Source organism: Microbacterium sp. (assembly GCF_049650565.1).
GTDB lineage: Bacteria > Actinomycetota > Actinomycetes > Actinomycetales > Microbacteriaceae > Microbacterium.
The window spans coordinates 40,729-52,977 of the sequence record NZ_JBASAK010000080.1 but is presented as its reverse complement, the minus strand read 5'-3'; the positions used below and the strand labels follow the sequence as shown (position 1 = coordinate 52,977).

The following is a 12,249-nucleotide window of genomic DNA, read 5'->3' as shown; positions in this document are numbered from 1 at the left end:
AACGAAAGTTCTTGGCGCCCTTTTTCGTCGGAATTCCCGAGAGCTCGCAAGATCACCGCAGATGCCGGTGATCCGGCGTCAAGATTCTCGGTTTTCGAGTGGTTCCGGATGGCATCGGCCCTGCTTCCCCAGTAGGGTCGGAGACGGGCAGCGTCGCCTCTCTTGTTCTCACCCCACCCGACACGCACGAAGGCGGCAGCATGAAGATCGGCATCCTCACCAGCGGCGGCGACTGCCCCGGACTCAACGCCGTGATCCGCGGCATCGTGCTCAAGGGCACCACCTCGTACGACCTCGAGTTCGTCGGCATCCGGGACGGCTGGCGCGGTGTGGTCGACGGCGACTTCTTCCCGCTGACCCGCCACGAGGTCAAGGGCCTCTCGCGCGTGGGAGGCACGATCCTCGGCACCAGCCGCACCAACCCGTACGAGGGCGCCCGAGGAGGAGCGGAGAACATCGCGAAGACCCTCGCCTCGCACGGCATCGACGGCATCGTGGCGATCGGCGGCGAGGGCACCCTGGCGGCGGCTGATCGTCTGTCCAAGGACGGCATCAACGTGCTGGGCGTGCCGAAGACCATCGACAACGATCTGCAGGCCACCGACTACTCGTTCGGTTTCGACACCGCGGTCAACATCGCCACCGACGCCATGGACCGGCTGCGCACCACCGGCGACTCGCATCAGCGCTGCATGGTCGCGGAGGTCATGGGCCGTCACGTCGGGTGGATCGCCCTGCATGCAGGGATGGCCGCCGGCGCCCACGCCATCTGCATCCCCGAGGTGCCGATGTCCATCGACGAGATCTGCGCGCTGGTCACCCGCGCGTTCGATCGTGGTCGAGCGCCGTTGGTCGTCGTGTCCGAGGGCTTCACCCTGACGGGAATGGACGAGGCCTACAGCGACAAGGGGCTGGATGCCTTCAACCGGCCCCGCCTGGGCGGCATCAGCGAGGTGCTGGCGCCCGAGATCGAGCGGATCACCGGCATCGAGACCCGCTCGACCGTGCTCGGCCACATCCAGCGCGGCGGATCGCCCTCGGGCTTCGACCGCGTGCTGGCCACACGCCTCGGCCTGAACGCCGCTGACGCCCTGGTGGACGGGAGCTGGGGGCAGATGGTGGCACTCCGCGGCACCGACGTCGTGCGCGTGCCGTTCGCCGAGGCCCTCGGCGAACTCAACACCGTGCCGCTGAGCCGCTACGAGGAGGCCTCGGCGCTGTTCGGCTGAAGCCCGCTGGCGCGCTGTCTCAGTCCGCCAGCCCCAGCACGTCCAGCATCCACGCGATCTCGAAGGCGCGCTCGCGCCAGGCGTTGTACCTGCCGCTCACGCCGCCGTGTCCGGCGGACATCTCGCACTTCATGATCACGTCGGGCGCTCCGGCGTGACGCAGCGCCTGCACCCACTTGGCCGGCTCCACGTACAGCACGCGGGTGTCGTTCAGCGAGGTCATGGCGAGGATGCGAGGGTACGTCGATGCATCGGCCGCGATGTTCTCGTACGGCGTGTACGACTTCATGTACGCGTAGACGTCGGGATCGTGCAGCGGGTCACCCCACTCGTCCCACTCCACGACCGTCAGTGGGAGCGACGGATCCAGGATCGACGTCAGCGGGTCCACGAACGGCACCGCCGCCAGCACCCCGGCGAACAGTTCGGGGGCGAGGTTGGCGACGGCACCCATCAGCAGACCGCCGGCGCTGCCGCCCTCTGCTACGAGCTGGGCGGGCGTCGTGACGCCGGTGTCGACCAGATGGCGTCCGGCGGCGATGAAGTCGGTGAAGGTGTTGCGCTTGTGCAGCTCCTTGCCGTCCTCGTACCACTGCCGGCCCATCTCTCCGCCGCCGCGGACGTGCGCCACGGCGAAGGTCACGCCCCGGTCCAGCATCGACAGACGCATGACCGAGAACCCGGGGTCGATGGAGTGCTCGTAGGAGCCGTAGCCGTACAGGTGCACAGGGCGCGGTTGCGCACCAGGGTCGCCGAACGAGCGCTTCCACACCAGCGAGACCGGCACCTGTGCGCCGTCCGGTGCGGTGGCCCACACGCGCCGCTGCCCGTAGTCCGCGCTGTCGTAGTCGCCGCGCACGACCTGCTGCTTGCGCACGTGCTTCTCGCCCGTGGCGAGCTCCAGCTCCAGCACCGTGGACGGCGTCACGAATGAGGTGTACCCCATCCGCAGGAACGGTGCGTGCCATTCCGCGTTGCCGCTGAAGTACGCCTCGTACAGCGGCTCGTCGAAGGTGATCTCGTCCAGCGCGCCGCTGCGGTAGTCCAACAGGGCCGCGTGCGGCATCCCGTCGCGGCGGTACTCGGCGGTCGCGAAATCGCGGAAGCAGTCCACGTCGATCAGCCGACGACCCGGGGTGTGGGGGAGCAGCACCCTGCGCTCGCCCTGCGGATCGGATGCCGCGACCTCGACCAGCTCGAAGTCCAGGGCGTTCTCGTTGTGCAGGATCAGCAGCCGGTCCTCGCCGTCGACGACGGCATGATCGGCGGAGTACTCCACGCCCTCGCGGCGGGGCCAGACCACCTGCGGAACGGCGGCGAGGTCCGACACGTCCAGCAACAACTGCTCACTGGTGATCTTCGAGCTCAGGTCGATCACGAGGTACTTCCGGCTGCGGGTGATCCCCGCGCCCAGCCAGAATCGCTCGTCCGGCTCGTGGAACAGCCGCACATCCTCCGCTGAGGCGCCGATGGCGTGCAGCCACAGGGTGTCGGGGCGCCAGGCCTCATCCCTGGTCGTGTACACGATCGTCTGCCCGTCGGGAGTGAAGAAGGCCTGTCCCGTGGCCGGGATCACATCGGCGAGCTCGTCGCCGGTGATCAGATCGCGCACGTGCACCGTGTACAGCTCATCGCCTTCGAAGTCGACCGACCACAGCATCCGTGTGCCGTCCTCGGAGATGTCGAACGCGCCCATCGAGAAGAACTCGTGACCGGATGCCTCGACGTTTCCGTCCAGCAGAACCTGCTCGCCCGGCACGGGGACGCCGGGCTCGAGCACCGGGGGAGTCCAGTCGCCGGCATCCGCCGCGGTGCGGCACTGGATGCCGTACTGCGCGCCCTCCTCGGTGCGGCCGTAGTACCACCAGTCGCCGCGCCGCGACGGGACCGACAGGTCGGTCTCCTGCACGCGGTTCCTCACCTCGGTGAAGAGCGTCTCGCGCAGCGACGCCAGGTGTGCGGTGCGCGCGTCGGCGTATGCGTTCTCGGCGTCGAGGTGCGCGATCACCTCGGCGTCCTCCTTGCCGCGCAGCCATTCGTACGGGTCCTCGAAGACGTCGCCGTGGTGCGTGCGGGTGCGGGGGCGGCGGGCTGCGGCGGGCGGCTGGATGCGGGATTCACTCACCTGATGAGGCTATCGGAGCGCATCCAGGTGGCGGCCCGATTCCGCGCGGGTTTGACCATCGTGTGGCAGGGTGGGAGGATTCCAGCGGGTTCCATATACGGAATCTGAACCCACGGTGAACTCTTCGTTCGTCACGCCGCGCAGCCGGCACCCCTCCTGACACACTCCAACGGAAGAGAACGGTGGAAACCGCAGCCCTCATCGTCGTGCTGGTGATCGCACTGGCCCTGTTCTTCGATTTCACCAACGGATTCCACGACACGGCCAACGCCATGGCGACGCCGATCGCCACCGGAGCGCTCAAGCCCAAGACTGCCGTGCTGCTGGCGGCAGGCCTGAACCTGGTGGGCGCCTTCCTGTCGACAGAGGTGTCCAAGACCGTCTCCGGCGGCATCATCAACGAGTCGGCCATCGGTCACATACTGCTGCCCGAACTGATCTTCGCCGGACTCATCGGCGCGATCACCTGGAACATGCTCACCTGGCTGCTGGGCCTGCCGTCCAGTTCCTCGCATGCGCTGTTCGGCGGCCTCATCGGTGCCACGATCGTCGGCTTCAGCGCCAGCGGGATCAACTTCGGCGTGGTCATGTCCAAGGTGATCCTGCCGGCGCTGATCGCGCCGCTCACCGCGGGCATCATCGCGTACGTCGCAACCAAGGTCGCCTACGGCATCACCCGCCGCTACGACGGCAAGCCCGACGGGCGCTCCGGCTTCCGATGGGGACAGATCTTCACCTCGTCCATGGTCGCGCTCTCGCACGGCACCAATGACGCGCAGAAGACCATGGGCGTGATCACTCTGGCCCTGATCACGGTGGGCTGGCAGACCGGAGATCCCACCAGCGCCGATTATCACAACCCGGAGTTCTGGGTGATCGTGGCCTGCGCCGGCACCATCGCGCTGGGCACGTATCTCGGCGGATGGCGCATCATCCGCACGCTCGGCAAGGGCCTCACCGAGGTCAAGCCCGCGCAGGGCTTCGCAGCCGAGAGCTCGACGGCTGCCACGATCCTGGCCTCGAGCGCCTTCGGGTTCGCGCTGTCCACCACGCAGGTGGCCTCCGGATCCGTGATCGGCTCGGGCCTGGGCCGGCGCGGCTCCACGGTGCGCTGGCGCACAGCCGGCCGCATCGCCGTCGGCTGGCTGCTGACGCTTCCGGCCGCCGGCATCGTCGGCGCGGTGGCCGCCCTGGTCGTGCGCTGGCTGGGAGGCTGGGGCGTCGTCGTCGACGCGGTGATCGCGCTGGTCGTCATCGTCGGCCTGTTCCTGCGCTCCCGCAAGGACGCCGTCACCGCCTCCAATGCCATGAGCGACGTGGCCGAGTCCGGTCACGCCGTCGAGTTGCCCGACGTCCCCGGCCCCACCCGCCGCGCCAGCCGCATCGAGCTGATGCGCGCGCTGGAGAAGGCCGAGCGCAAAGCCGATGATGCGGAGCGCGCCGCCAAGAAGGCCAAGAAGCTCAAGAAGTCCGGTGCGAAGCCCAGCGAGGTCAAGGCGGCCCGAAAGGCGGCACAGCGCGCGGCGCAGAAGTACGCCGAGGCCGAGAAGGCCGCGGCGGAGTGGGAGCAGCTCAGCGCCAGCCGCAGGGCCCGCGCGAAGCTGGCCGAGTGGGATCTCGGCGTGGACGAGCAGGAGGACGCCCGATGAGCATCGAGATCGACTGGCTGGCCTTCCTGAGCGTCTTCGCCGGCGCGATCGTCGGCGCCGTCGCCATCGTGTTCTTCTACGCGCTCGGACTGCGGATGCTGGTGCGCGCCGGCCGCGTTCCCGTGGTGACTCCCGCGGAGTTCACCGACGCCATCACCGTCATCTCCGAGAAGGAGATCAAGCGCGCCGCCAAGCAGGCGGCCAAGGCCGCCCGCAAGAGTCCGCTGACCGAGGCGCAGAAGAACCTGGCCTTCCTCGCAGCGATCGGATGCTTCCTGCTGTGCGCGCTGGCCGTCGCGGGTGGCATCTTCCTCATCGTCTCCGGCGGCCACTGATCCGAGTCGGCGGCCGCCCCTAGGCTGGACGCATGAGCGATACGCCCGCGTTCGGTCGTCATCAGCCGGCGACGCACACGATCATCCATCTCAGCGACCCGCACTTCCTCGCCGGCGGTGCCCGCCATCCCGGCGGGTCCGACAGCGACGGCAACCTCTCACACACCCTCGCCGCGGTGCGGCGCGTGCATCCGCACCCTTCGGCGATCGTCGTGACCGGCGACCTGGCCGACCTCGGCGAGCCCGATGCGTACCGCCGCCTGCGGGCGGCGCTGGAGCCGGCAGGCCGCGACCTGGGATGCCCGATCGTCTGGGTCGCGGGCAACCACGATGAGCGGCCTGTGCTGCGCGCGGAGCTGCTGGACGCGCCCGCCACGCAGGAGCCGGTCACCGGCGTCTGGGACCTGGACGGGCTGCGCCTGATCGCCCTGGACACCAGCGTGCCCGGCTGGCACCACGGAGACCTGGATCGCGGCCAGCTGGACTGGCTGACGGGGATCCTCGCGCAGCCTGCTCCGCACGGCACGCTGCTGGCCATGCATCATCCGCCGCTGCCCGCGCATGTGCCGCTGTTCGACATCCTGGAGCTGCGTCATCAGGAAGAGCTGGCCGAGGTGATCGCGGGGACGGACGTGCGCGGCATCCTCGCCGGTCATCTGCACTACTCCTCGTCCGGGATGTTCGCGGGCGTCCCCGTGAGCGTGGCGTCGTCCACCTGCTACACGATGAACCTCGCCCGGCCCGCCGACGAGGTCAACGGCATGGATGCCGCGCAGTCGTTCCAGCTCGTGCACGTGCGCCCCGATGTGATCACGCACACCGTCGTCCCGGTGGCGCAGGCGCCCACGGGTGACTACTTCAGCGCGGAGTGGACGGCGCGGATGGCCGCGCTCTCACCCGCCGATCGTCTGGAGGTCTTCTCGAGAAAGCCGCCGCGCGCTCTGGCGTAGACTGGTGTCACCCCCCGGATTTCCATTCGCACCCCACCCACAAGGAAGTGACATGGCCGTCGACGCGCCTGCCCAGACCCGTACTGAGACCGACTCCATCGGAAGCCTCGAGATCCCCGCTGACGCGTACTACGGCGTCCATACCCTCCGGGCCGAGCAGAATTTCCCGATCACGAAGCGTCCCATCTCGGTCTACCCCGACCTGATCCGCGCGCTGGCCATGGTCAAGCAGGCCTCGGCGCGCGCCAACAACGAGATCGGCGTCCTCGACGCCGAGCGCGCTGACCTCATCGACCGCGCCGCGCAGCGCGTGATCGACGGGGAGTTCCACGACCAGTTCATCGTCGGCGTCATCCAGGGAGGCGCCGGCACGTCGACGAACATGAACGCCAACGAGGTCATCACCAACATCGCGCTGGAGATGGCCGGGCACGCCAAGGGCGACTACTCGTACCTGCACCCGATCGACCACACCAACCGCAGCCAGTCCACCAACGACGTGTACCCGACCGCGGTCAAGATCGGCTTGTCGCTGAACCTGATCTCGCTGCTGGACGAGCTCGACCTGCTGCGCAAGTCCTTCCTCGGCAAGGCCGGCGAGTTCCACGACGTGCTCAAGGTCGGCCGCACCCAGCTGCAGGACGCCGTGCCGATGACCCTGGGCCAGGAGTTCCACGGCTTCGCGACGACCCTGGGCGAGGACCACAGCCGCCTTACCGAGAACGCGTCGCTGCTCACCGAGATCAACATGGGTGCGACTGCCATTGGAACCGGCATCACCACGCACCCCGACTACGCGCCGACGGTGCTCAAGCACCTGCGTGCGATCTCGGGCCTCGACCTCAGCACCGCCACGGACCTGGTGGAGGCCACCAGTGACACCGGCGCCTTCATGTCGTTCTCGTCCTCGCTCAAGCGCAATGCCATCAAGCTCTCGAAGATCTGCAATGACCTGCGTCTGCTGTCCTCCGGTCCGCAGGCGGGTCTGGGGGAGATCAACCTGCCTGCCACGCAGGCCGGCTCCAGCATCATGCCGGGCAAGGTCAATCCCGTCATCCCTGAGGCCGTGAACCAGGTCGCGTTCGCCGTCGCCGGTGCCGACGTGACCGTCACGATGGCGGTCGAGGCCGGGCAGCTGCAGCTGAATGCCTTCGAGCCCGTCATCGCGCACTCGATCTACCAGTCGATCATCTGGATGCGCCAGGCCATGTGGACGCTGCGCGTGAACTGCGTCGACGGCATCACCGCCAACCGTGAGCGCCTCGGCGCGATGGTGGGCGCCTCGGTGGGCGTCGTCACCGCGCTGACCCCGTTCATCGGTTATGCGGCCTCCGCCGCCCTTGCCAAGACCGCGCTGCTCACCAACCGCAACATCGCCGACCTGGTCGTCGAGGCGGGCCTGATGACGCGCGAGGAGGTCATGAAGCAGATCTCACCGGCGCGCCTGTCCGGTCTGGAGACGACGACGGCGGCCATCTCGGTGATCGCCGCCGAGGACCTGCCGCAGAGCTGATCCCACCTCCTCCGTCCGCGAGACGCTCGTGAACGCCGAAACCCCTCCTGATCCACCGCGGATCAGGAGGGGTTTCGGCTGTGGTGGGGGGTCTTGGCGAGTTCAGTCGACGATTCGGCAGTGCGTGGTGAGCTCGCCGATGCCCTCGATCCCGACGGTGACCGTCGAGCGGTCGCGCAGGAAGATCTGCGGGTCGCGGGAGTAGCCGGCGCCGCCCGGGCTGCCGGTGGAGATCAGCGTGCCGGGCTGCAGCGTGATGGACGACGACAGGTGCGCGACGAGGGCCGCGACGGGCCGCACCATCTGAGCCGTTGTCGCATCCTGAACGGTGTGGCCGTCGACGACGGTCCAGATGTGCAGCGCCTGCGGATCGGGGATCTCATCAGCGGTGACGACCACGGGACCGGTGGGCGTGAAGCCGTCGAACGACTTGCAGCGACACCACTGCGCCTCCGCGAACTGGATGTCGCGGGCGGTGACATCGTTGACGGCCGTGTACCCCCACACCGCGTCGAGCGCGTTCTCGACGGAGACGTTCTTCGTCGACCTGCCGATGATCACACCGAGCTCGGCCTCGTAGTCCACGGACTCGCTGAGCGAGCGCGTCCACGACGTGGTCTGGCCGTGTCCTGTGAGGGAGTTGGGCCACAGGGTGAACACCGTCGGGTCCTTGTCGGTCTTCAGCCCCAGTTCGCTGGAGTGCGCGGAGTAGTTCAGTCCGACCGCGAGGATCGCCGGTGGGTTCAGCACGGCCGATCCGAACGAGAATCCATCCAGCGGATGCCTGGGAGCCCGGCCCTCGGCCAGCGCTGCGCGCAGGCGCTCGAGCATCTCGTCACCGCCTGCGATCAGGTCCTGGAGTGTTCTCGGGCTGGGGGAGAGGAGGTCGCTGACCAGGATGGCCTCCTCGCCGTCGACGACGGCGAGCTGGAGGTCCTGGGAGTCGCGAGCGCTCAGATGGGCAAACCGCATGGTTCTACGGTACCGGCCGATCTGCCCGTGATCGCTGAGGCTCCCTCTAGGCTTTGCATATGAGCTTTGGAGGAGAGCCCCCGGCACAGCCGCAGTCACCGCGGCCGAGCGGCGAGATGCCGCCGATCGCAGCTCCTCAGCCCTACGGACAGCCGGCGCAGCCGCAGCCTGTGCAAGCAGCTCCCGCTCCGCAGCATTACGGTCAGCCGCCCCGACCGCCGTACTCCACTCAGCCCGCGTCTCAGCCATACGCTCAGCCTGTGCCGCCGACGTACGCTCAGTCGGTGCCGCCGGCGTACGCTCAGTCTGTGCCGCCGGCGTACGCTCAGCCGGCTCCTTCGCACGACGCGCAGCCGGCGTCTGCACAGGCGTATCCGGCGTACGCTCCAGCGGCTCCGCCGGCTCCCGCTCCCGCGCCTGCCGTGCCCGCCCTGCCCATGCCCGTCCGCAAGGGCCGCACGGTGTCGATCTGGGTGTTCGGGGTGCTGGGCTTCGCCCTGCTGGCGATGATCGCGTACTTCGCGCTGTTCCTGGGCACCGGGGCGTCTGTGGTCGGCCTGATCCTCGCGTTCGTGCCGCTGGGGATCGTGCTCTTCGGCGTGCACCTCATGGACCGGTGGGAGCCTGAGCCCAAGAGCATGGTCGCGTTCGCCCTGGCGTGGGGCGGTGTGGCGGCGGTCGGCATCGCACTGCTGGTCGATCTGCTGCTGACCCTGGCGGTCGGCCAGCGCAGCGGCTTCTCGAGCGCGGTGATCCAGGCGCCCATCGTGGAGGAGACCGCCAAGGGCCTGGGCGTGCTGCTGGCCTTCGTCATCGGCAAGCGCGCGTTCGACGGGCCGGTGGACGGCGTCGTGTACGGAGCCCTGGTCGGCGCGGGGTTCGCGTTCACCGAGAACATCCAGTACTTCGGCATCAGCCTCATCAACGGCGGTGCGGGCACCCTCACGCTCACGTTCATCCTGCGCGGCCTGCTGTCGCCGTTCGCGCACGCCATGTTCACGGCGCTGACCGGGCTGGCGATCGGTCTCGCCGCGCGGCGAGGTGCGGGGGTGTCCGGCGCGATCAGCACCGGGTCGCTGGGCCTGCTGGGGGCGATGGCGCTGCACGCGTTCTGGAACGGCTCGTCGATGCTGGGCGACTTCATCGTGCTGTACCTCACCACGCAGATCCCGCTCTTCATCGGCTTCATCTTCGCGATCGTCGCGCTGCGGAAGGCGGAGTCGCGGCTGACGCAGCGTCGGCTCGCGGACTATGCGCAGGCCGGCTGGTTCACGAACGAGGAGGTCGTCATGCTGGCGACCCCGGCGGGACGCAGGGCGGGGCTGCGGTGGGCGGCCGGTCTCCCCGGCGACCGGCGCCGGCTGATGCGCACCTTCATCAAGGATGCGACAGCGCTGGCGGCCGTGCGCCAGCGTGCCATCACCGGTCACGACGCGTATGCCGCCGCCGACGAGCAGGCGCTGCTGCTGCGCACCAGGGCGACCAGGGCGCAACTGCTGGCGTACTGAAGTCGGGGTGAGGCTTCGACTTGCGAAGACCGCGCAGAGCGAGCGGAGCGAGTAGAAGTGTCGCTCAGCCTTGACACGGCTCGCTTCACCGCGCTTCGCGCAGGGATCCGAGCCGTGTCAAGACTCAGCGCCCGGTGCTGCGGCGATGCCTGCAAGCGAATCCGGGCGCTGAGTTGATCTGCTTTCAGCTTGCATGACGATCCCCGCGAAGTCAAGGGTCCTCGGCGAACGGGCTCACGCCCCGGATGGAGTCCGTTCGCCGAGGAGATTACGCCCGAGAGCCGCCGCGAGCCCGGCGCCCGAGAGGCCCGCGCGCAGCAGGGCTCCGAGCTTGCCGAGAGCAGCCTCGGTGGTCATGTTCCCGCCGGGAAGGACACCGGCATCCGCCAGTGCCGACCCGACGGCGTATCGGCTCAGCTCCACGGAGCCGTCCTCGCATTGCGTCACGGCGACGACCGCGGTGCCGCGATCCACGGCGGCGCGGATCACGGGGGCCAGTCCGCCGCATCCCACTGGCGCAGTGCCCGCGCCGTAGCACTCCAGCACGACACCCGCCGGGCACTCCTCGAGCACGGCCCGCAGCTGGGTCGCGGTGAGCCCGGGGGAGACCTTCACCAGTCCGACTCGCGGCGCGGGGCGACCGATCGCGGCGCGCAGCGCGATGCGCAGCTCCTCGTCGGCGCCCTCGGCTTCCGGGGCCCGCAGACGCGGGGCGGCGAACGCGTCCAGACTCTCGCTGGATCGCTTCACAGCGCGGACAGCGGGCAGCATCCGTCCGCCGAAGGCGATGCTCACCCCGGAGACGGCACCGTGTCGCACGGCATCGAAGGCATCGGAGAAGTTCTGCTCGGCGTCGCTGTCGGGCGCTCCCAGCGGAAGCTGGGCCCCGGTGAACACGATGGGAAGGTCCAGGTCGGCGAGGGCGAATGCGGCGTGCGCTGCGCTGTAGGCCATGGTGTCCGTGCCGTGGACGACGACGACGCCTGCGGGGCTCTCGTCCTGCACGATGTCGCGGATGCTGTCGGCGAGGCGCCCCATACCCGCGGGCTGCAGCTCGGCGCTGTCGATGGCCCGCGACGTCTCGTGGTACGCCCAGCGCGGGGCGGGAGCATCGTCGTCGCGCATCCGCTCGACGAGCTTCGTCAGCTCCTCGCCGAGATGCGGGTTGGGTGCCAGGCCGCGCGGGGTGGGCGTCATGCCGAAAGTCCCGCCGGTGTACAGCACCGCGACCGGACCGGTGTTCTCGGCGGCTGCGGTCGGCGCCCAGTTCACGGCGGCCCGGGCCAGGAGACGGGAGACGTCGATCGCCCCGGACTCCTCGGAAGCGGCGGGCCCCTCGAGCAGGGGCAGTTCCGTGCAGGCGAGCAGCACCGCGTCACTGTCCAGTTCGCGGCGGAGGGACGCGAACTCGTCCTCGAGCGCGGGGGAGGTGCCGCCGGCGAGCTTCACCGCCTCGATCAGACGGTGCAGCCGCTCGGGGTCCTCGGGCAGCTCGAGCTGCACGCGGTCGCGCAGCGTGCGGTACGACGACCAGCCGTCCAGGTCCATCGTCTGCCGGGACCCCAGCAGTGCGACGCGGGTCAGCCCGCGGCGCTCGATCTCGGCCAGCGCCGCTTCGGCGGGCGTGATCAGCGCGGCCGGCAGCTGCAGGGCCCGCAGGCGGTCGGCGAAGTGGTTGAGCGTGTTGCAGGCGATGACGAAGACGTCCACCTGTCCGGCCACGCGCCGGGCCGCATCCTGCAGTGCGGCCCAGACGCGGGGCTCCTGGTGCTCGAGGTCCATCGAGTATCCCAGCTCGGGGAGCGAGACGATGACGGTCTCGGGCGCGTCGATGTCGCCGCGGTATCGACTCCCGAGCGCAGCCCGGTGCTCTTGCAGCACCTTGCGCCACAGGTCGATCCCGGCCTCCGGGCCGGAGCCTGCGATGATGCCGATGCGGTGCCGTCTCGTCTCGTCTCCCCGAGCCAC

At 69.2% G+C, this 12,249-nt stretch carries 9 protein-coding genes; 6 read left to right on the top strand and 3 right to left on the bottom strand.

Annotated features, from left to right (window positions below; translation table 11 throughout):
• Nucleotides 1-200 precede the first annotated feature (200 nt).
• Nucleotides 201-1,229 carry an ATP-dependent 6-phosphofructokinase gene (locus tag WA967_RS13015; RefSeq protein WP_424423319.1) on the top strand — a complete coding sequence of 343 codons (1,029 nt, stop codon included), beginning with the start codon at nt 201-203 and terminating at the stop codon, nt 1,227-1,229.
• Nucleotides 1,230-1,248: 19 nt separating this feature from the next.
• Here WA967_RS13015 and WA967_RS13010 read toward each other — a convergent pair whose 3' ends face one another.
• Nucleotides 1,249-3,354 carry a S9 family peptidase gene (locus WA967_RS13010; protein ID WP_424423317.1) on the bottom strand — a complete coding sequence of 702 codons (2,106 nt, stop codon included), beginning with the start codon at nt 3,352-3,354 and terminating at the stop codon, nt 1,249-1,251.
• 182 nt (nt 3,355-3,536) lie between these two features.
• On the opposite strand from WA967_RS13010, the gene WA967_RS13005 reads away from it, so the two are divergent.
• From WA967_RS13005 to WA967_RS12990, 4 genes are read left to right on the top strand one after another with little or no spacing between them, the layout of a single operon-like run.
• Nucleotides 3,537-5,003: an anion permease gene (locus WA967_RS13005; RefSeq protein WP_424423314.1), complete on the top strand. Its 1,467-nt coding sequence runs from the start codon at nt 3,537-3,539 to the stop codon at nt 5,001-5,003.
• The gene (locus WA967_RS13000; protein WP_424423312.1) at nt 5,000-5,338 is read left to right on the top strand and encodes a peptidase; all 339 of its coding nucleotides are present in this window, start codon (nt 5,000-5,002) and stop codon (nt 5,336-5,338) included. Before WA967_RS13005 ends, WA967_RS13000 begins: the two co-directional genes overlap by 4 nt.
• Before the next feature lie 32 nt (nt 5,339-5,370).
• Nucleotides 5,371-6,288, top strand: coding sequence for a phosphodiesterase (locus tag WA967_RS12995; protein WP_424423309.1), 918 nt, complete (start codon nt 5,371-5,373; stop codon nt 6,286-6,288).
• A gap of 52 nt (nt 6,289-6,340) precedes the next feature.
• A complete protein-coding gene (locus WA967_RS12990) occupies nt 6,341-7,801 on the top strand; it encodes an aspartate ammonia-lyase (protein WP_424423307.1) in 1,461 nt (486 codons plus the stop codon).
• 102 nt (nt 7,802-7,903) lie between these two features.
• Here WA967_RS12990 and WA967_RS12985 read toward each other — a convergent pair whose 3' ends face one another.
• Nucleotides 7,904-8,773, bottom strand: a complete 870-nt coding sequence (locus tag WA967_RS12985) for a fumarylacetoacetate hydrolase family protein (protein WP_424423305.1) — start codon at nt 8,771-8,773, stop codon at nt 7,904-7,906.
• A gap of 308 nt (nt 8,774-9,081) precedes the next feature.
• Between WA967_RS12985 and WA967_RS12980 the strand changes: the two genes are divergently transcribed.
• Complete coding sequence (locus WA967_RS12980; protein WP_424423302.1) at nt 9,082-10,281, top strand: PrsW family intramembrane metalloprotease; 1,200 nt, start codon at nt 9,082-9,084, stop codon at nt 10,279-10,281.
• A gap of 234 nt (nt 10,282-10,515) precedes the next feature.
• Here the strand turns inward: WA967_RS12980 and WA967_RS12975 are convergent, their stop codons facing one another.
• Nucleotides 10,516-12,249 (bottom strand): asparaginase domain-containing protein, encoded by a 1,734-nt coding sequence (locus WA967_RS12975; protein WP_424423299.1) that lies wholly within the window; start codon nt 12,247-12,249, stop codon nt 10,516-10,518.